This window comes from Ruegeria sp. CDSC042 (genome assembly GCF_059610745.1).
In genome coordinates this window covers 109938-130451 of the sequence record NZ_JBXWOF010000001.1, presented here as the reverse complement: position 1 = coordinate 130451, position 20514 = coordinate 109938, and the positions used below count along the sequence as shown (strand labels likewise).

Genomic DNA, 20514 nt, shown 5'->3' with positions numbered 1-20514 from the left:
ATTCAGGTAGCCAGCCCAACAGGAGATGCCCCCAATGGCTTTGACATTGAAACTGAACGGCCAGACCCACACGGTTGAGGCCGAGCCCGGCACGCCCCTGCTGTGGGTAATCCGTGACGAACTGAAGATGACAGGAACCAAGTTCGGCTGCGGTGTCGCGTCCTGTGGGGCCTGCACCGTGCATCTGGACGGAGAGCCGGTGCGCTCGTGCCAGACATATATCGAAGATGTCGAAGGTGCCGAAATCACCACGATCGAAGCGGTGGGCGAAAATGATATCGGCGCTGCTGTCCAGCAGGCTTGGGTCGAGCTGGACGTGGTTCAATGCGGCTATTGCCAGTCGGGTCAGGTGATGTCGGCGGTCGGATTGCTGTCCGAGAATCCAAAGCCCAGCGTTGAAGAAATCGACGATTACATGTCCGGCAACGCCTGTCGCTGTGCCACCTATCAACGCATCCGCGCCGGTATCCAGCGCGCATCCGAAATTCTGGAGGCCTGATCCATGACCATCAACACCTCTCGCCGTAGTTTTCTGAAAGGCGCTGCTGCTACCGGTGCCGTCTTGCTGATTGGCGCCCGCCCCGATGGCGTTCTGGCAGCGGCCTCGTCCGAGATGACGCAGCTCAACCCATTTGTGAAGATTGACGCGGACGGCACTGTGACTGCCATCGTCAAACACTTCGAAAAGGGTCAGGGGCCGGCGACCGGCCTGCCGACGCTTATCGCCGAGGAAATCGGCGTCACAATGGACCAGATAGACTACGAATTCGCGCCGTCGAACCCCCAAGTCTATAACAACCTGCTGTTCGGCCCGTTCCAGGGCACCGGCGGCTCGACCGCGATGGCGAATTCCTGGCTGCAATACCGTCAGGCTGGCGCTGCCGCCCGCGAGATGCTGATCAATGCCGCCGCCCAAAGCTGGGGTGTGGATGCGTCCGGCATCACCATTGAGGAGGGCATCGTCAAAGCAGGCGACAAATCCGCCCCGATTGCCGATTTTGTGGCGGCCGCTTCACAGATGGAAGCGCCGAACGAGCCACGCCTGAAAGACCCCTCGGAATTCCGCCTGATCGGGAACGAGGCCGTGCGTCGCACGGACTCGGCCATCAAGGGTAACGGGCAAGCCATGTATGCCATGGATGTCCACCTGCCCAACCAGATGGTTGCGATGATCAAGCGGCCGGATTCGCGGGGCGGTATTGTCATCAGCTTTGACGACAACGCATCGAAAGAGGTCAAAGGCTATATCAGCGCCGCTGCATTGCCCAATCAGGCGGGCGTTGCGGTCTATGCCGAAGATACCTGGGCCGCGATTCAGGCGCGTGACGCGCTTGAGGTCGAATGGGACATGTCCGGCGCTGAAACCCGCCACTCGGATCAGATCAAGGCCGAGATCATGGACGCGCTGAATGCCCAGCCGACCTATAACGTGAACAAGGCAGATGTTGCCACGGTTTCGGCTGCGATCGACGCGGCGGATACGGTCGTAGAAAAAACTTTTTACTACCCGCTTCTCGCCCATGCTCCGATGGAGCCACTGAACTGCACAATCGAACAGACAGCAGAGGGTGACATCGTTCTGCATGATGGCGCTCAGATGCCAACCGGCCCGCACATGGCGTATCAGCAAATCTTTCAGCTGCCACCCGAGAAAATCCACATCAGAACGATGCTGGCCGGCGGGTCTTTCGGGCGTCGCGCAACACCGGATGCGGACTATCAGGTTGAGGCCGCGTTGGCCTTTGTTGTCACTGACCGCTCGCGCCCGGTCAAACTGGTCTGGACGCGGGAAGACGACATTCGCAGCGGGTATTACCGCCCGGCCTTCGGCCACAAAGTTCGTGTCGGGTTGAATGCGGAGGGGAATATCGTCGGATGGCAGCATCAGGTCGCAGGGCAATCGATCATGAAGGGCACCCCGTTCGAAGCGGTTGCAGTGCATGACGGCGTCGACCACAGCTCGATCGAGGGCATCGCAGACAGCCCCTATGATATTCCGGGGATGGCGCTTGGACTGACCGACACACCCAAGGCCACATCGGTCCTATGGTGGCGGTCGGTAGGACATACCCACACTGCCTATACGATGGAAACAATGATGGATTTGGCCGCCACCGCCGCGGGCCGTGACCCGGTTGAGTTCCGTCTCGCCCATCTGGCGGATGCGGGCAATCCCGACCAACAGCGCAAGGCCGGTGTCCTGAAACTTGCGGCCGAGAAAGCAGATTGGGGCAACGTCCCTGCCGGTCGCGCGCAAGGTATTGCGGTGCACAAATCCTTTGGTTCTTATGTGGCTGAGGTGGTTGAAATCTCGGGCGATCCGGATGACGGCATCAAGATCGAAAAGGTCACCTGTGCTGTCGATTGCGGTATCGCGGTGAACCCCGACGTGGTGCGTGCCCAGATGGAAGGTGGGATTGGCTATGGCATCGGGCATGTGATGCGCGATCAGATCACACTGACCGGCGGTTCCGTGGATCAATACAACTTCCCGGATTACGAGCCCCTTCGGATCGGCGATATAGCTACAATCGACGTCCACATCCTGCCCTCGGCCGAAGCCCCCACGGGCGTGGGCGAACCCGGCACGCCGCCTTCGGCCCCCGCGCTCGCGAACGCAATCAAGGCAATGTCGGGGACCTTGATTGCCGATCTGCCGATGGCCGAGAACGGCATAAGCTTTGCATAAGGTCCCGACCCCGCGCCGAAAAAAACGGCGCGGGGATAATTTGATCAAATTTCGTGACAAGGCGCTTTGTGTCGATTAAACCTCGGGGTACCAGAGTGATGGAGACGCCGATGGACCTGAACGCCCTACACAGTTTTCGCGTAGCGGCCTGCGACCTTAACGGTCAGCTGCGCGGCAAACGCGTGCCTCCTTCTTATGCTGACAAGCTGAGTAAAGGTGTGGTGCGGATGCCCTTTTCGGCATTGAATGTTGATCTGTGGGGCGCGGATATCGAGGATAGTCCGCTTGTGTTTGAATCAGGCGACGCGGACGGCATATTACTGCCAACCGAGCGTGGCCCCGTCCCTGTTCCTTGGCTTGAAACCGAAACAGCGCTGGTATTGATGTCCCTGTATGACGATCAGGGCGCGCCCTTTGCCGGCGACCCTCGCCATGCTCTGACCTCGGTGCTGCAACGCTATGCCGAGCGTGGCTGGTCTGTTGTTGCGGCGACCGAGCTGGAATTCACGCTATTGGACTCATCAGGTGCACGACCGGTGCCTCCGATCAATCCTTTGACGGGGCGACGGCTGGTCGACGAGGCAGTCCTGTCCATGGCGGAAATGGATGCGTTCGACGCCTTTTTCACAGACCTCTATGACGGATGCGAGGCAATGAGCATCCCGGCTCAAACCGCCATTTCCGAAAGCGGGATCGGCCAGTTTGAAATCAACCTGAACCATCAGGACGCCATGCGCTGCGCAGATGATACGTTGCTTTTCAAGGTGTTGACTCGTGGCCTTGCACGCAAACATGGGTTTACCGCAACTTTCATGGCCAAACCCTATGCCCAGGATGCGGGCAATGGGATGCATGTCCATTTTTCGGTCGTCGACCAGGATGGGCAAAATATCTTTGACAATGGCGGGCCTGAAGGCACTGATCTTTTGCGCTCGGCCATAGCCGGATGTCTGTCTGCAATGCCTGGTTCAACTCTGATTTTTGCACCGCACGGGAACTCCTACACCCGGCTTGTCCCCGGCGCCCATGCCCCAACTGAGGCATGCTGGGCTTATGAAAATCGCACTGCCGCGCTGCGCGTTCCCGGCGGCGCGCCCTCTGCCCGCAGGATCGAACATCGCGTTGCTGGTGGTGACATCAATCCCTACCTCATGCTGAGCGCCGTGCTCGGTGCGGCGCTGAACGGCATCGAGGACGGAACTGAACCGCCAGCTCCGATCACGGGCAACGCATATGAGATCGACGGCCTGCCGCAACTCGCTGGCGACTGGGCTTCAGCCATCACCGCCCTTGAAACCGATCCGCAAGTTGCGCGCATCTTTCCCGCCCCGCTGATCAGCAATCTCGCCATGACAAAGCGACAAGAGATCCTGCGCTTTGACAAACGCCCACCCGAGGAGCATTGGCTAAGTTATCTCGAGGCGGTTTGAGCCCCCTTGCTCGCTTCGTCCTGCTCAGCTAGAATAAATTTGATCAAATTTGGTGACCCATGAAAATCGGTATCCTTGTAACCGGCCACCCCCCTGACGAATTGCACGATCAGTTCGGTGAGTATGACGGCATGTTTCGCGCGCTGCTGGATGGCAACGGCTTTGAGTTTGTGACCTATGCGGTTGTCGACGATCACTTTCCGCAAAGTTTTGACGATGCTGATGGATGGATCATCACCGGCTCGCGCTATGGTGCCTATGAGGACCATGCCTGGATCCGCAAGCTCGAAGCGCTGATCCGCGACATCCATCAAAGCGGCAAACCCCTGATCGGCATATGCTTTGGTCATCAAGTCATTGCGCAAGCCCTTGGCGGGAAAGTTGAAAAGTTCAAACAGGGCTGGGCCGTGGGGCGGACGGACTACGATTTGGACGGACAGACCGTCACTTTGAATGCCTGGCATCAGGACCAGGTGGTAGAGCTGCCCGCCGGTGCACAAGTAACCGGTTCGAACGCCTTTTGCCAGAATGCCATGCTGGCCTATGGCGACACGATCTGGACCGTTCAGGCCCACCCGGAGTATGGCGACAGCTTCATCGAAGGGCTGATGGACACACGCGGCAAAGGAGTCGTTCCAGACAATCTGATGCAGGCCGCCGCCGACCGCCTGCCCACCCGCGACGACAGTCCGAAGATCGGACAGTTCATGGCAGAGTTTTTGAAGAAAGAGAGGGCCTGATGGCCGATTGGACAGAACAACTGCCACAGGCAGCCCGTACCTATTTTGAAGGTCACCGATTGGATGAGGTCGAGTGCATCATCTCTGACCTGCCCGGCATCGCGCGCGGGAAAGCGGTTCCGGCCACCAAATTTGCACGCCAGTCCTACTTCCATCTTCCCGATAGTATCTTTTACCAAACTATCACCGGGGACTGGGGCGAAGCCGCCGGAGAGGACGGCTTCATTGAACGGGACATGATCCTTAAGCCTGACTTTTCGACTGCTTCCGCTGCTCCTTGGACGGGTGACTGGACACTGCAGGTGATCCACGACGCCTATGACCGGGACGGAGAGCCGATCCCGTTCAGCCCACGCAACGTGTTGAAGCGCGTCGTAAAAATGTATCACGACAAAGGCTGGAAACCGATTGTCGCGCCAGAGATGGAGTTCTTTCTGGTCGCCCCCAATGTCGACCCCGCGCAGGGGATCAAACCGATGATGGGCCGTTCGGGTCGTCCGGCGGCCGCGCGGCAGGCCTATTCGATGACAGCGGTGGATGAATTCGGCCCGGTGATCGACGACATCTATGACTTTGCCGAACATCAGGGGTTCGAGATTGACGGCATCACCCAGGAAGGCGGCGCCGGACAGCTTGAAATCAACCTGCGCCATGGTGATCCGGTCAAGTTGGCAGATGAAGTGTTCTTTTTCAAACGCCTGATCCGCGAAGCCGCGTTGCGACACAACTGCTTTGCGACCTTCATGGCGAAACCGATTGCGGATGAGCCTGGATCGGCCATGCACATCCACCACTCGATCACCGAGATCGAAACCGGACAGAATATCTTTTCCGGACCTCAGGGCGGCGAAACGGATGCATTCTATAACTTCATTGCAGGGCTGCAAAACCACTTGCCTGCAGGCCTGGCAGTCATGGCACCTTATGTGAACTCGTACCGCCGCTATGTGAAAGACCATGCCGCGCCGATCAATCTGGAATGGGCTCGTGACAACCGCACGACCGGCATCCGTGTTCCCCTGTCCGGCCCCGAGGCGCGGCGCGTTGAAAATCGTATCGCAGGCATGGACTGCAACCCTTATCTGGGCATCGCCTTGTCGCTCGCCTGCGGCTATCTCGGCCTGACCCAGCAGGAACGTCCGCGCCGTCAGTTTTATGGCGACGCCTACGAAGGTGACGGTGATATCCCGCAGGTCATGGGCAATGCGCTGGACCTGTTTGATCAGGCCACCGCCCTGCACGAAGTTCTGGGCCCGGAATTTGCCCGCGTCTATGGCATTGTAAAACGTGCCGAGTATGAAGAGTTTCTACAGGTCATCTCTCCGTGGGAGCGTGAGCACCTGCTCATGAACGTTTAAGCCGCGATGAATCTCCTCTATTCCAACGACCGCAAGGCCGAGTATCCGGCCAGCTGGTATGCCGCGACGGCCAACACACTCGACCGTTTTCCCGCGCTTGCTGGGGATACCAAAGCGGATGTCTGCGTGGTCGGTGGCGGCTATACCGGACTGTCCGCCGCGCTGCATCTGGCCGAGGCCGGGTTCGACGTCGTGCTGCTTGAGGCGCATCGCGTTGGTTTCGGAGCGTCAGGCCGCAATGGCGGGCAGCTGGGCAGCGCCCAGCGGATGGATCAGGAAGACCTTGAACGCCTGGTCGGCGATGACGATGCCGCCAAGCTGTGGGATCTGGCCGAAGATGCCAAGGATCTGGTCAAATCGCTGATCAAAAAGCACAAAATCGACTGTGATCTGAAACCGGGCGTGGCGGTTCTGGGCCTCAGCACCGGGGATCAGCAAGACCTCCACGACCACGCGGCGCATCTGTCCGCGCGATATGGGTATGACCATATGGAGCTGCTGGACGAAGGCGCGGCGCATGGCTTGTGCCCATCCCCAACCTATCGCGGAGGTTATCTGGACATGGGGGCGGCGCATCTGCACCCGCTGAACTTTGCCTTGGGGCTGGCTGATGCCGCAGCCAAGGCCAGCGTGCGCATATTTGAAAGCACCGAGGTCACCGGGATCGACGAAGTCGATCCGGCCATCGTGCAAACCCCGCAGGGAAAGGTGACGGCCAACCACGTCATTCTGGCCTGCAACGGCTATCTCGGCGATCTGAACGGCAAAGTGGCGTCGCGCGTCATGCCGATCAACAATTTCATCGCCGCGACCGAGCCTTTGGGCACCGATGCCGCCCGTGTCCTGACCCGGGATGTCGCCGTCGCTGATACCAAGTTTGTGGTAAATTACTTCCGCCTGAGCGCCGACAACCGCCTGCTATTCGGCGGCGGGGAAAGCTATGGCTACCGCTTCCCGACAGATATCGCCTCCAAGGTGCGCAAGCCGATGACCGAGATTTTCCCGCATCTGCGCGATGTAAAGATCGACTATGCCTGGGGCGGTACTCTGGGCATCACTATGCGGCGGATGCCCTATCTGACGCGGGTTGCGCCCAATATCCTGTCGGCCTCGGGCTATTCCGGCCATGGGGTCGGCACGGCCACCCATGCCGGGCAGTTGATGGCGATGGCCATTCAAGGCCAGGCCGAGGGGTTCGACACCATGTCCCGCGTACCCGCCATGCCCTTCCCCGGAGGCCCTTCCCTGCGCAGCCCGTTGCTGGTGCTGGCGATGACATGGTTCTCCCTGCGGGACCGGCTGGGATTCTGATTTCGAGATTGTCAGAGAAACTCACTTAAACTCTCTCAGGATACGAAAGCCCGTCAATTTTGACCGCCAATCAATGCCCGCCCCACCGCGACTTGCAGCGCGCGAAAAATCCATAGCAAATGGATAAGAACCGCCTTTTACAACCCGCCTGTGACAATCGACTGATCTCGCCATCTCTAAGTGCTGGCTGGAAGTCGACCAACCCGGGTGCGTCGCTGTCCAGCAGGACATCGTTCTTTCCCCGACATTCCCCGACATATGCTGAAGACCCCAAGCATTGGAGGCATCAAGTTCATCAACGCGAACTGGGTAACCGCGCCACACTAAATCCGGCCGCTTTTCACCAATCATCTCTTCTGTCGGTTTGGCATGGAAATTGGCCTGATCCGTCGTAACTTCCTCTCCTTGCGCAAAAGGAGTCTGCGTTCCGGCACGGGCGGCATATTCCCATTCGGCTTCCGTTGGTAAGCGGTAGGCATCTATCCCGAGTTTTTTGTTCAGCCAATCCGTGTAAGCCAAAGCATCCAAATAAGACACATCATTCACTGGATGATTGCCCGTAAGATCTATGCGCTCAAAACTATCGCCGATTACAAAATCTTCCGGCACATATTTGCTACATCCCCCATCTTCAACGCAGGCCATCCACTCATCACGGGTAACCTCGTTACGTCCCATGGCAAAGGACAGATCTATTCTGACGCTATGAACCGGACCTTCACGATGCGCGATATACGGCTCTTCCGCTGTCGCGGGGCGAAGCCCTTTTTCATCCCAATGAAAGTTTCGTTTCGATTCTCCCGGCGGTCCACCCATCAGAAACTCACCCAAAGGCAAGACAATCATTTCAGGGCAAACATCGCATTCCTGAAACATCACAAGCGGCGCAACTTCAGTGCCATCCGACAGAAGATAATCTGCGTGAACCGCCGAAGCGAAAGTTGAAAGCGCGCCACAAAGGGCCAAATGACTGATAGTCAATGCAGTGATCCAACCCATCATACGAGAACAACGTCAAAGAAGATCCATTGCCACCTTACTTCCCCCAAAGTTGCAAGTTCAAAAGAATTTCCCGCTACGCGGGGTAAGCCAACCTGTGTCTCTCTGACTACGACAGAATAGTGAAATTTCGCCACCCTGAAGATTAAGGGCTTGGATTGACACTTCATTAGCTTTATCTTTCCCAAAGATAGAATTCAGGAATGCCAAATATGACGCTGCCTCCTAACGTCCATGACGCCGAACCCATCCCCGCGGCCGCCCGCGACGCCATTGATGCCTTGATGCAGTCAGGCGACCTGTTCCGCTACACTGCGCCGCAGGACGCTCCGGTTGCGATGCTCGAGTCGGAATTCGCGGAACTGCTGGGCACGAAATACGCGCTGGCTGTATCGTCCTGCTCGGCGGCACTGTTCCTGTCGCTCAAGGCGCTGGGTTTGCCGCGGGACGCGCGGGTGCTGATACCGGGCTTTACCTTTGCGGCGGTGCCCTCATCCGTCATACATGCGGATTGCATCCCCGTATTGTGTGAGGTGGGTGACAATTATCGCATCGACATGGATGACTTTGCCGCCAAACTGGATAACGTGCAGGCCGTGATCATTAGCCATATGCGCGGACATACTTCGGATATGGACGCGATCATGACCCTGTGCAGCGCGCGCGACATTCCGGTGATCGAGGACGCAGCCCATTCGCTGGGGACAACTTGGCATGGTCGCAATATTGGGACGATTGGCAAGATCGGCTGTTTCTCGTTTCAGTCCTACAAGATGATCAATGCGGGCGAAGGTGGCATTCTGATAACCGACGACGCTGATCTGGTGGCACGTGCCGTGATCATGTCCGGCGCCTACGAACATAATTGGAAGAAACACAAAGGTCCGCGTGGCGACAACTCATCGGAACTCGAAGAGGCCTTTGGCCGCTGGCAGAACCAGTTGCCGCTGTATAACCTGCGGATGAGCAACCTGAGCGCTGCAGTAATCCGTCCCCAGATGCCTGAATTGGCACGCCGTGTCCACGATGGGTTGCAAAACCACGACTATGTGGCAGAGCGCCTGAACTCATCGCCCTATATCAACGTGCCTGCCCCGCTGGTGCCAGAGCGCCGGGCGCCGGACTCGATCCAGTTCAATCTGGTTGACCTAAGCGATGATGATATCCGCGCCTTTGCCGCAGCATCCGAAGCACGCGGGGTGAAAGTTCAGGTATTCGGCCTGAGTGAAGACAACGCCCGTGCCTTTTGGAACTGGCAATTCCTGCCGGAACAGACCGAGCTGCCACAAACGCGAAACATGCTGATGAAAGCTTGCGATGTGCGCCTGCCTGTACGCCTGACAGGCGCGGAACTGGATGTGATCGCTGATATTCTGTTGGCTTCAGTAGGGGAAATTACCGCCCCGAAAATCGCATTTGGAACCTGAACAAGCTGAATTCAAACGAAAAGGCCCGCCAGCGGCGGGCCTATTTCATTGTGTGGACAAATTCAGTTCAGTTTAGACAGCTTTTTCTGCAACTCCGCCAACTGCTTCTTGATGTCGTCCAGATCCTCACTCGACTGGGGTTTGGCCTCGCTATCCGTTTCCGGACCGGACCAACTGCCGGAAATGCCGCTGGTCATCGCCTTCAGAAATGCCTTTTGCTGCGCTTGCAGTGCTTCGAAACCCGGAATCTGGGTCATCGGATTCATCGCAGACATGTTTTCCATCATTTTGCTTTGGCTTTCGCGCAGCATTTCGAACGAGCTTTGCAGGAATTGCGGCATCACTCCTCCGCCCGGCAACATATAGCTGCGCACAAGATCGTTCAGCACGTTCACCGGCAGGACATTCTCACCGCGGCTTTCATGCTCGGCAATGATTTGCAGCAGATATTGCCGTGTCAGATCATCCCCAGTCTTCAGGTCTATGATCTGAACTTCGCGACCGTCACGTATGAATGCCGCAATATCTTCGAGCGTGACATAGTCACTGGTTTCAGTGTTATACAGCCGACGGCTGGCATATCGTTTGATTAGCAACGGTTTTTCTTGTTCTGACACCGTCTACCCTCCCCAAGGAATGATGCATTGCAGCAGAGATTATGCGAGTGCAGAACAAAAAGAAAGGGCAGGTCTTTCGACCCGCCCAACGCGATTGCACCAAATGGGAGGAGTGGGTGCGCCTCGCTATCTTACCTTACTTGGCGCCAGCTGCTTTTTTCGCAGCAGTGGACACGTCGTTGGTTGCTTTTTTGACAACGGCAGTTGCGTCTTCTGCAGCGTTTTTGCCAGCAGCCATCAGCAGCTCAACGGTTTCCGACTGAACTTTTTTCGCGATTTCAGCGAAAGCAGCCAGGTTTTCAGCAGCAACTTCAGCCGACGCGCTTGCGTAGTCGGTTGCAGCTTTTGCGTAATCTGCAGGGTCAGATTTCGCTTTCGACATATCGGACAGTTTGGCCAGGGTTTCCTTGGTCCATTTGTTCGAAATCTCAGCCGATTTCTCAGCCGCTTCCAGAGCAACGCCCGACAGCTTTTCGTTCAGGGTCGCGGTGGTGTTGAACGCACCTTCCAGAGCGGTGGTGTCAACAGGGAATGCACCCATCATGTCTTTCAGGGTCGCGGTAAAGTCTTGAGTCTTTGCCATTGTCCAAATCCTTTGCTTGCCGATCCGGGCCAACCCCGGGCTTCATCAGCTTGAGGACAATATCGTTGCTGCATCGCAGCATTGCAAGTTTTTTCTTGCTGCACTGCAGCAATATTTTTCTAAACTGTTAAAAATCAATCTGTTGCCTTCACCAAAACATAGGTTCCTGGTGCCTCGGCCAGGGAAGCGTATCCCGAATCGCCCACTTGGCGCGCGGGGATCTGCTTGCCGGATCTCTTCTTCAGCCAAGCTTCCCACTGCGGCCACCAGGACCCTTTATGAAAATCGGCCTCTTTCATCCACGCATCGGCATCCGCATTGAGATCAGGGTTGGTGTAGTGGCCGTATTTCTTCTTGCTCGGCGGGTTCACGATGCCTGCTATGTGACCGGATTCCGAAACGACAAACGTCTTCGAACGTGACCCCATCTGCTGCACACCCCGATAACAATCTTTCCAGGCGGCGATATGGTCGGTTTCACAGCTGATGGCCATCAAAGGAACATCAACGTCGCGGATATGCAGTTTGTGCCCAAGCAAATCGAAACCGTCGGTCACAAATTGATTTCTCTGGCAAAGCCCCCGCAAATACTCGATTGCCATTTTGCCCGGAAGATTTGCGCCATCCCCGTTCCAGTAGAGCAAATCAAACGCCGGAGGGGTCTCACCCATCATATAGCTTCGAATGGCGGGGCCGTAGATCAGGTCATTCGATCGCAGGAACGACATGGTACGACCTATGACCCATGCTTTTAGGATACCGTCTTTAGTCACTTGTTCTTGAATGCCATCGACAAAGTCATTCTGTAGGAACGGCGTGAATTCCCCCTGTTCACCGAAATCGGTCAAGGTTGTGAAGAAGGTCGCCGATTTGATGGATTTGTCGCCACGCTGTTTCATCAGGGACAGCGTCAAGCTCAACGTGGTGCCGGCAATGCAATATCCCACCGCATTGACCTGCTTGACCTTACAGATCGACTTGACGGTCTCGATGGCAGTCAGAAATCCCTCTTCGACATAGTCGCCCATACCGACCTCGGCATGAGAAGCATCCGCATTAACCCAACTCACAACAAACAGGGTATAGCCTTGTTCGGTCACCCATTTGATGAGGCTGTTCTGCGCCTTAAGGTCCAGAATATAGTATTTGTTGATCCAGGGCGGAAACAGAACGATCGGGGTTTCGTGTACGGTCTCGGTCGTGGGTTTGTACTGGATCAACTCCATAAGCCTGTTGCGATAGACCACGTCGCCCGGAGTTGTCGCGATATTCTCGCCAAGCTTGAACGCGGATTCATCCGCCAGTCTGACAACCATTTCACCATTATTGGCTTCAAGGTCCGCAACTAGATTCTCTAGCCCTTTGATCAGCGATTGCCCTTCCGTCTCGACCGCCTTTTCCAGCGCGTCGGGATTGGAGGCCAGGAAATTCGTCGGAGACATCAAGTCAATGATCTGTTGCGAAAAGAAATGCAGCCTCTGCTTGTCCTTGCCGTCCAGATCGTCGACCGAAGCAACCGCCTGCGCGATTGCATCGGCGTTTGTCTGATACTGTTGGCGAATAAACCGGAAATAGGGGTTGGTGTCCCAAAGAGGGTTTGAGAACCTTTTATCCTTGGGTCCGGGTTCGCTGTCCTCGACCCCGCTGGCGGCCAGCGCCTGCTGAGCCTCAGCAAAGTTCATAACGGATTGTCCCCAGAAGGCGACCTGATGTTCCAGAAGCTTGGCGGGATTCTGCCACGCTTCGGCGAAATACGAAGTTGCTGCTCTTGCGAAAAGATCTTGATTCGGACCGTCCAAAGCGGGAGTGTGCGCCTCTTTGCCAGCCATCACATCGATCAGCCTTTTCGACAATTCTTCGACTTTCGTCATATTTTCTCTAATCCGTTCAAGGTGTTCCTCGGACAGCTCTGGCGCGTTATCTTCACTTGTTGTCATTTTAACAATTCCACCCTAACCTCGCTGCTATGCAGAATAACGTCGTGGGCGTCGGGGGGCAAAGCGACGAATGGTCCGAATTATCAGGCTGACACTCAGGAGGCCCATTTCATGCGCTACATGATGACCTACGATCTGATGGAAACGCTGCGCAACACCAATCAGTGGATGGGTGCTACGGCAAGTGCCATGGCTTCTTATCCGCTGTTTTCGATGGTGCCCAACCCTGCGTTCAGCATGATGGCCGCCTGGGGCGAGGTGACTGAGCGGACGTTCCAGCGCATGGTTGTAAAACCCGACTGGGGAATCCGTACATTCACTTGCGAAGACGGCAAGGATCATCTGGTCGATATTGTCCCGGTGATCGAACGCCCTTTTGGTGATTTGATACATATACGTGTCAATGGCCGCGCCGAACAGCCCCGCAAGGTGCTGTTGGTCGCCCCGATGTCTGGACATTACGCCACTTTGCTTCGGTCCACTGTAAAAAGCCTCTTGGTGAATTGCGAAGTTTATATCACTGACTGGCATAATGCGCGCGATATCCCCGTGTCCGAAGGTAAGTTTGATGTAGAGGATTATACACTTTACCTTGTCGATTTCATGAAAGAATTGGGACCGGACACCCACGTTGTAGCCGTCTGCCAACCGGCGCCGCTGACGCTGGCCGCCACAGCCTATCTGGCCGAGGTCGAACCCAAAGCCCAACCCAGCACGCTGACATTGATCGGCGGACCTGTTGACCCGGATGCCACACCTACCGACGTGACCGATTTTGGACGTCGCGTGACAATGGGGCAGCTGGAAGAAACCATGATTCAGCGCGTCGGCTTCAAGTATAAGGGCGTCGGGCGCATGGTGTATCCCGGCCTGCTGCAGTTGGCCTCGTTCATGTCGATGAATTCTGACCGGCATTCTCAGGCGTTTTCCGAGCAGATCCAGAGGGTTATGCGGGACGAGGCTTCGGATCACGATGCCCATAACAGATTCTACGATGAATACCTCGCCGTTATGGACATGACCGCCGAGTTCTACCTTTCGACCGTCGAACGCGTCTTCAAAAACCGCGAAATCGCGCGCAACGAGTTTGTTGTTGCAGGGCACAAGGTGGATATCGGCAAAATTACAAACGTTGCTGTCAAAACAGTCGAAGGTGCGAATGACGACATCTCGGCCCCTGGCCAGTGCATTGCTGCGCTCGAGCTGTGTACAGGGCTGCCGGATTCGAAAAAAGCCAGCCATGTCGAACCTGGCGCAGGTCACTATGGCATCTTCGCCGGCCGCAGCTGGCGCGACAATATCCGCCCATTGGTGATCGAATTTATGAACGCCAACGCCCGCAAACCCTCTCGCAAAGCGGCCAACCGCAACAAAGTGGCCTAACGCCGATGGGAAAGAAAGTCGCCAAACAGACGGCTTTCGCCTGCAACTGTGGAAAACTCTTTGGCAGCATTACAGCCAGAGGCGTTCAGTACGGAACGCATGTAGTCTGCTTTTGCCGTGATTGCCGGGCCGCGCAGATATATTTCGGGCAACCGGACCCTGCGCCGGAACCGGTGGACATTTTCCAAATGGCCCCTGAAGAAATAAGGATCGACGGCGGCATCGAACACCTGGCCGCGATGCGCCTTGGCCCCAAGGGGATGCTGCGCTGGTATGCCAGCTGCTGCAATGCGCCGCTGGCGACGACATCAAATACTCCAAAATTTCCGTTTGCGGGCTTTGATGTGAAACGAGTTTCCGACCCGGACTGTTTAGGGCCGGTTACGACCCAAGGGTTCATTCCCCAGGCCGATGGAAAACACAAACACAAGCGACTGGGTTACGCTGTCGCCGGGATTGTTACGCGGGTACTAAAATCCCGGCTTTCTGGCAGTTGGAGGGACACCCCGTTCTTTGATCAGAATACGGGCCAGACGATCTCAACCCCGGTCATTCTCAGCAAAGAACAGCGTAAAGCGCTCTACGCGTAATCCAGCGCAGGCTTCACGCTGAGCCAGGTCTTCAGCGCCTCGGTGGCATTTTCAGGCGATTCCAACGTAGGCAAATGTCCTGCATCCTTGATGACGTGCAGTTCTGCATTTGGGATCAGGTCCGCCATGAACGCATGCCTTCGCACCGGAACAACCGTGTCATGCGCCCCACATAGCACCAAAGTCGGGGCCGTGATACGGCGCAGGTTGCCCTGCTGGTCCGGACGACGCTGCAGCGCGCGAATCTGACGCTCGAACACCTGCGGGCCCAAATCTAACGCCATCGAGATGACATCAGCAAGAATGGGAATACGTCGAGGCCCCGGGGCCAGCGAATCCGATCCAATCAGCCGACGCATCACTTCCTCTAACCGACCCATCTTGGCGGCGACCAACAGCTCCTCCCGCGCGGCTGCGGTCTGAGGCGATTCCGAATGCGCATCCGAAGCCATCAGACACAAGCGCGACACCCTCTCGGGTGCATATCGGACAATTTCCAAAGCGACTACGGCGCCCAGGCTTAGGCCCGCCAATGCAAAGCGTTGTGGCAACTGAACCAATAGGCCCCGCGCGATCTCTTCAATCCGTTCAGCAGTCGAAACCGAAGCGACCGTCACGGCGCGATCACGTGACAGGGCGCGCATCTGATGCTCAAATACCCGCGCATCACACATCAAACCGGGCAAAAGAACCAACGGCTCGATCAAACAACGCCTCCTTTGGAAAAGTCACTCAAATCGTCGTCATTAGTTTCAGGATGAGAGGTTTTGTATGGTTCGGCAAGTTAAAGTTCAGGGGTAGCGGATACCGCGAAAAGCGGGGAAGTCCGCATATCGTCTTTGCCGCTCAAGGTCACCCTCGCCAGGCGCGCCTCCTGGGCGCAGAAGGCAGCCCCGCGGCGCGATATAGCTGTCGATGCGCTTATGAGGCACAGGCCTCCAGACCAGATTGAAAGCACAGAGTTTTGGAAAGAACCAGATTTCGGAATAATCCAGATGGTCGTGCATCCACCACGCCAAATCCCGCCAATCCCGCCCCGCCTCATATTGATCCGCAAACCATGGGATCACGACCGATGCACCGGCAATCCGATCATCACCCACCGCGCGATCCCAGATGTGACATTCCAGCGGGTTATCATTTCGCGCGCAATTCAGCCGGTTTTCATTGCCGAAACGGTTCAATGATGCCGAGCGATAGCCGGATCGTACGGCAATCCGGCCAAAGGTCTCCTCAAGCGGGTCCAGCAGGGTTTCACAAAGCGCCTTCCCGGTTTCGATGGCAAGGTTGGGATCGTCTGGAAAATTCTGCTTTTCGTGAAAATTGCTTATTTCCGAATACAGAAAATCGCGCATGAAAAAATGACGGGACAGACGCACACGACCGAGGGTTTCAAGGCTCCACATACTGCCTGGTCTGCGCATTATTTCTTCCTCACTCGATCCCCAAGGTTTTCAACCATCTCAGGATACCAGCCACCACTTCGTCGGTCTGCCCCGGAGACATCAACCGCCCGGCGATCACATGGGAATTAGGATCGTCCCCGGGCCCCATTGTTACCAGCTCAACCGACGCAGGGGCTCCCCATGCCTTGGCAATCTCGTGGGTCAGGTCGGCACGCACGACCTGATCTTCATTCGAGAACCAGAACAACGCGGGAACCTTTGCGTCTGAAAAATCCAGCGCATAGACCACATCCACCAGCACTGTCATCGGCACCACAGCCTGCCAAGGGTAGACCGCCGACCAGAATTTGTTCATTTCCGGGTTCACCCCTGCGACGCCCCGGGTTTCACCCATCATCAGGGGCAACCAGATGCGCGCCCAAGGCAATCCGGGTATCCATGCGCCGGCCGCTTTAACGCCGAAATTCGGAGAAACAAATACGATCCCCGCAACGTTTTGGCTCAGCTCTTCATTCAGTGCGGCCGCAGCTGCCAACGTGCCGCCGGTTGATGTCGAAATCACCACGACCTGATCCCCAACCGCCCGTGCGGCAGCCAGCCCTTCGGCAAGATCCTGCATCCAACCCGCGGCCGTCGCCTCACCCATTGCTTCCCCCCCGCGACCATGACCCTGCAACCGCGTGTAGACCAGATTGGCGCCCAACGTTTCGGCGAGCAGATCGGGAACCGGTCGGATCTCTTCGGATGATGCAGAAAACCCGTGCAGATACAGAATCGAAACAGGTGTTCGCTGCTCTTTATAGCCCTCTTGCCAAATAACTCGCTTTTCGACCCCCGGAATGATGTCGGCGAATGCAGATTCCACACTTTCGAAATAGACCTGCACCCCTTCGCCGAATTTGCGCGCGTCAAATGTTGGGGCCAGATCAACCTTCTCACGCGGGCCAAGCCAATAAATCAGGCCAAACGCAACGATCAATGTCAGAAAAACGCGACCCAATATCCGCATTATTGGGCTGCCATCACATCGAGAACAGCTTGTTCAATCAACCCCAGGCATGGGCCATCCGAAAAGCGATGATCGGCGTGCTTGATCAATGACAGCCGCATATCGGGCCCGAACGCATGTTCAATCAGGCGCACTGCTGTTCCGGTTGAAACCGCTGTGTCCTCGGTACCTTGCAAAAACCGCACGGGAAAAGGCATATGCAGAGGCTTGCGCAGGACCAAATGTTGGCGACCATCTTCGATCATCCGTTTGGTCACGATGTATGGCTCCATATAGTCCGAAGGCAGCTCGACATGGCCAACAGTTTCCAGTGCCTGTTTCTGGTTTTCCGAGAATGAAGCCCAATACCCGTCCTCGGTAAAATCCGGCGCAGCAGCGATGGTCACCATTCCCTGAATCCGATCTGGCAGCGCTTTGGCCAACAGCAGCGCCTGCCACCCCCCCATGGACGAGCCAACAACAATCAGCGGCCCATCCGTCAATTCCGTGATCGCGGCCAGCGTATCCTCATGCCAGTCACCAATGCATCCTTCTTCGAACGTGCCCCCGCTTTCACCGTGACCTGAATAGTCGAACCGCAGAAATGAATGGCCTCGCCCCTGCGCCCAGGCCTCCAAATGCACCGCCTTGGTGCCCTCCATATCGGATTTGAGCCCGCCCAGAAACACGATGGTCGGCCCGGTGCCCTCGCTTTTGTGATAGGCCAGCCGCCGTCCCTGCGCCGTTTCCAGAAAATTCGTCGCTGCCATGACACCCTCTTTTCTTTTTCCGATATCATGCACGCCCCACCCCCAAGTGCAATTCCCAGATCCCCCTTCATCTGGCCAAAAACACCTCGGGGAGCGCGAGGGGCCAGCCCCTCGCGCCGGCCCTTGACAGGTCCACCCCCACCTGACAAATGAAGCGAACACAACATAACCCGCAACCGGGCGTTCAGTGGGCGCCAAACCGACGAGGAGAGCCAGCCATGGCCTTGGACGCACAGTCAATCTCTCTCACTTTTCCTGACGGCAATGCACGATCCTATGACGTGGGTATAACCCCTGCGCAGGTGGCCGCCGACATCTCGACCTCACTGGCCAAAAAGGCCATCTCAGCCACGGTGAATGGCCAGCATTGGGATCTGCAATGGCCCATTGAATCTGATTCCGAAATCGCCCTGCACACCATGAAAGATGAAGATCAGGCAAACGAGCTGATCCGCCACGACCTCGCCCATATCATGGCCCGCGCTGTGCAGGAAATCTGGCCCGATACCAAAGTCACCATCGGCCCCGTCATCGAAAACGGCTGGTACTACGATTTCGACCGGGCCGAGCCATTTACGCCCGAAGACCTCGGCGCGATTGAGAAAAAGATGAAGGAAATCATCAACAAGCGCGACACCGTGACCACCGAGGTCTGGGACCGTCAGCGCGCGATTGATTTCTACACCGAAAACAACGAGCCCTATAAGGTCGAATTGATCGACGCCATCCCGGGCGACGAGCCGTTGCGCATGTACTGGCATGGCGACTGGCAGGACCTGTGCCGTGGCCCGCACCTTCAGCATACCGGCCAGGTTCCGGGCGATGCGTTCAAGCTGATGTCCATCGCCGGGGCCTATTGGCGCGGTGACAGCGACCGCGCGATGCTGCAACGCATCTATGGCGTGGCTTTTACCGGCAAGGAAAAGCTCAAGGCGCACCTGCACATGCTGGAAGAGGCTGCCAAGCGTGACCACCGCAAGCTGGGCCGCGAAATGAACCTGTTCCACATGCAGGAAGAAGCTCCCGGCCAGATCTTCTGGCATCCGAATGGCTGGAAGATCTATACCACCCTGCAGGACTATATGCGCCGCATGCAGGAGCGTGACGGCTATGTCGAAGTCAACACACCGCAGGTTGTTGACCGCAAATTGTGGGAAGCCTCGGGCCACTGGGACAAGTATCAGGAAAACATGTTCATCGTCGAAGTCGACGAGGAACATGCCCGTGAAAAGGCCGTGAACGCCCTTAAGCCGATGAATTGTCCCTGCCACGTGCAGGTGTTCAATCAGGGTCTGAAATCCTATCGCGATCTGCCTCTGCGCATGGCCGAGTTCGGGTCTTGCGCGCGGTACGAACCCTCTGGCGCGCTGCATGGTATCATGCGGGTGCGCGGCTTTACCCAGGACGATGGGCATATTTTCTGCGCCGAAGATCAGATCGAATCTGAAACTGCAAAATTCATCGCGTTTCTGTCGAAGGTCTATGCCGATCTCGGTTTCCATGATTGGACCATCAAGCTCTCGACGCGCCCGGAAAAACGCATCGGGTCGGATGAAAGCTGGGATCTGGTCGAAAAAGCCCTAGGTGACGCCTGCAAGGCCGCAGGATACGACTATGAGCTTCTCGAAGGCGAAGGCGCCTTCTACGGACCCAAGCTTGAATTCACCCTGACCGACGCGATCGGCCGTACCTGGCAATGCGGCACCCTTCAGGTGGACCCCAACCTGCCCGAGCGGCTGGACGCCAATTTCATTGGCGCGGACGGATCGAAGCACCGCCCCTTCATGCTGCATCGTGCAACGCTGGGTTCGTTCGAACGGTTCATCGGCATCCTGATCGAAGAACACGCGGGCAAATTGCCCTTCTGGCTGGCCCCGCGTCAGGTCGTGGTCGCTTCGATCACCTCCGAGGCTGACGGTTACGTGCAGGAAGTGGTTGAGACACTCAAGGCCGCAGGTGTCCGAGCCGAGGCGGATATCCGCAACGAAAAGATCAACTATAAGGTCCGTGAACACTCGGTCGGCAAAGTTCCGGTCATTCTGGCCGTCGGTCACCGTGAAGTTGAGGACCGCACGGTCAGTGTCCGTCGTCTTGGTGAGAAACAGACACAAGTGCAGCCGCTTGAGGCTGTAACAAATGAACTGTCGCGGGCCGCTACGCCGCCCGACCTGCTGTAACAATCAGCGGCAAATTGCACAAAATCCGGCCCTCTCTGAGGGGCCGGATTGAAACATTTGCGTTTTATCTCTTCTAAAACAAACTATTAGTTTGCAAGATGTCATGACA

The 20514-nt window shown here is 56.6% G+C and carries 18 protein-coding genes; 10 read left to right on the top strand and 8 right to left on the bottom strand.

Features of this window, described 5'->3' with window-relative positions:
- Nucleotides 1-34 precede the first annotated feature (34 nt).
- The 6 genes from AC2FHX_RS00650 to AC2FHX_RS00625 all read left to right on the top strand — a co-directional run bounded on the left by AC2FHX_RS00650 (nucleotide 35) and on the right by AC2FHX_RS00625 (nucleotide 7528).
- Nucleotides 35-499, top strand: coding sequence for a (2Fe-2S)-binding protein (locus tag AC2FHX_RS00650; protein ID WP_142633020.1), 465 nt, complete (start codon nucleotides 35-37; stop codon nucleotides 497-499).
- A 3-nt stretch (nucleotides 500-502) separates the two neighbouring features.
- Nucleotides 503-2689: a molybdopterin cofactor-binding domain-containing protein gene (locus tag AC2FHX_RS00645; RefSeq protein WP_496700571.1), complete on the top strand. Its 2187-nt coding sequence runs from the start codon at nucleotides 503-505 to the stop codon at nucleotides 2687-2689.
- 110 nt (nucleotides 2690-2799) lie between these two features.
- Nucleotides 2800-4119 carry a glutamine synthetase family protein gene (locus AC2FHX_RS00640; protein ID WP_496700572.1) on the top strand — a complete coding sequence of 440 codons (1320 nt, stop codon included), beginning with the start codon at nucleotides 2800-2802 and terminating at the stop codon, nucleotides 4117-4119.
- A 59-nt stretch (nucleotides 4120-4178) separates the two neighbouring features.
- Nucleotides 4179-4859 (top strand): type 1 glutamine amidotransferase, encoded by a 681-nt coding sequence (locus tag AC2FHX_RS00635; RefSeq protein WP_142633014.1) that lies wholly within the window; start codon nucleotides 4179-4181, stop codon nucleotides 4857-4859.
- Entirely contained in the window at nucleotides 4859-6217 is a 1359-nt protein-coding gene (locus tag AC2FHX_RS00630; RefSeq protein WP_496700573.1) for a glutamine synthetase family protein, read from the top strand. The genes AC2FHX_RS00635 and AC2FHX_RS00630 overlap by 1 nt, the downstream gene beginning before the upstream one ends.
- A gap of 6 nt (nucleotides 6218-6223) precedes the next feature.
- Nucleotides 6224-7528, top strand: coding sequence for an NAD(P)/FAD-dependent oxidoreductase (locus AC2FHX_RS00625; protein WP_496700574.1), 1305 nt, complete (start codon nucleotides 6224-6226; stop codon nucleotides 7526-7528).
- A gap of 21 nt (nucleotides 7529-7549) precedes the next feature.
- On the opposite strand, the gene AC2FHX_RS00620 is transcribed toward AC2FHX_RS00625, so the two are convergent.
- Complete coding sequence (locus AC2FHX_RS00620) at nucleotides 7550-8527, bottom strand: formylglycine-generating enzyme family protein (protein WP_496730345.1); 978 nt, start codon at nucleotides 8525-8527, stop codon at nucleotides 7550-7552.
- Between the two features lie 212 nt (nucleotides 8528-8739).
- On the opposite strand from AC2FHX_RS00620, the gene AC2FHX_RS00615 reads away from it, so the two are divergent.
- Nucleotides 8740-9954, top strand: coding sequence for a DegT/DnrJ/EryC1/StrS family aminotransferase (locus AC2FHX_RS00615; RefSeq protein WP_496700576.1), 1215 nt, complete (start codon nucleotides 8740-8742; stop codon nucleotides 9952-9954).
- A gap of 62 nt (nucleotides 9955-10016) precedes the next feature.
- On the opposite strand, the gene phaR is transcribed toward AC2FHX_RS00615, so the two are convergent.
- The 3 genes from phaR to AC2FHX_RS00600 all read right to left on the bottom strand — a co-directional run bounded on the left by phaR (nucleotide 10017) and on the right by AC2FHX_RS00600 (nucleotide 13091).
- Complete coding sequence (phaR, locus tag AC2FHX_RS00610) at nucleotides 10017-10571, bottom strand: polyhydroxyalkanoate synthesis repressor PhaR (protein WP_496700577.1); 555 nt, start codon at nucleotides 10569-10571, stop codon at nucleotides 10017-10019.
- Between the two features lie 136 nt (nucleotides 10572-10707).
- Entirely contained in the window at nucleotides 10708-11154 is a 447-nt protein-coding gene (locus AC2FHX_RS00605; protein WP_142633002.1) for a phasin family protein, read from the bottom strand.
- Nucleotides 11155-11288: 134 nt separating this feature from the next.
- The gene (locus AC2FHX_RS00600; RefSeq protein ID WP_496700578.1) at nucleotides 11289-13091 is read right to left on the bottom strand and encodes a PHA/PHB synthase family protein; all 1803 of its coding nucleotides are present in this window, start codon (nucleotides 13089-13091) and stop codon (nucleotides 11289-11291) included.
- 111 nt (nucleotides 13092-13202) lie between these two features.
- Here AC2FHX_RS00600 and phaZ point away from each other — a divergent pair, with 111 nt between their 5' ends.
- Nucleotides 13203-14474: a polyhydroxyalkanoate depolymerase gene (gene phaZ, locus AC2FHX_RS00595; protein ID WP_496700579.1), complete on the top strand. Its 1272-nt coding sequence runs from the start codon at nucleotides 13203-13205 to the stop codon at nucleotides 14472-14474.
- Nucleotides 14475-14479: 5 nt separating this feature from the next.
- Complete coding sequence (locus AC2FHX_RS00590) at nucleotides 14480-15064, top strand: DUF6151 family protein (protein ID WP_496695915.1); 585 nt, start codon at nucleotides 14480-14482, stop codon at nucleotides 15062-15064.
- Here AC2FHX_RS00590 and AC2FHX_RS00585 read toward each other — a convergent pair.
- The 4 genes from AC2FHX_RS00585 to AC2FHX_RS00570 form a co-directional block, all read right to left on the bottom strand.
- Nucleotides 15055-15771, bottom strand: a complete 717-nt coding sequence (locus tag AC2FHX_RS00585; protein WP_496700580.1) for an alpha/beta fold hydrolase — start codon at nucleotides 15769-15771, stop codon at nucleotides 15055-15057. The genes AC2FHX_RS00590 and AC2FHX_RS00585 overlap by 10 nt on opposite strands.
- An 84-nt stretch (nucleotides 15772-15855) precedes the next feature.
- Nucleotides 15856-16470 (bottom strand): hypothetical protein, encoded by a 615-nt coding sequence (locus tag AC2FHX_RS00580; RefSeq protein ID WP_496700637.1) that lies wholly within the window; start codon nucleotides 16468-16470, stop codon nucleotides 15856-15858.
- A 28-nt stretch (nucleotides 16471-16498) separates the two neighbouring features.
- On the bottom strand, nucleotides 16499-17479 hold the full coding sequence (locus AC2FHX_RS00575) for an alpha/beta hydrolase (RefSeq protein ID WP_496700581.1): 981 nt from the start codon (nucleotides 17477-17479) through the stop codon (nucleotides 16499-16501).
- The gene (locus AC2FHX_RS00570; RefSeq protein WP_282021849.1) at nucleotides 17479-18228 is read right to left on the bottom strand and encodes an alpha/beta fold hydrolase; all 750 of its coding nucleotides are present in this window, start codon (nucleotides 18226-18228) and stop codon (nucleotides 17479-17481) included. Before AC2FHX_RS00570 ends, AC2FHX_RS00575 begins: the two co-directional genes overlap by 1 nt.
- Nucleotides 18229-18446: 218 nt before the next feature.
- Here AC2FHX_RS00570 and thrS point away from each other — a divergent pair, with 218 nt between their 5' ends.
- Complete coding sequence (gene thrS / locus AC2FHX_RS00565; RefSeq protein ID WP_496700582.1) at nucleotides 18447-20405, top strand: threonine--tRNA ligase; 1959 nt, start codon at nucleotides 18447-18449, stop codon at nucleotides 20403-20405.
- The last annotated feature ends 109 nt before the right edge of the window (nucleotides 20406-20514 follow it).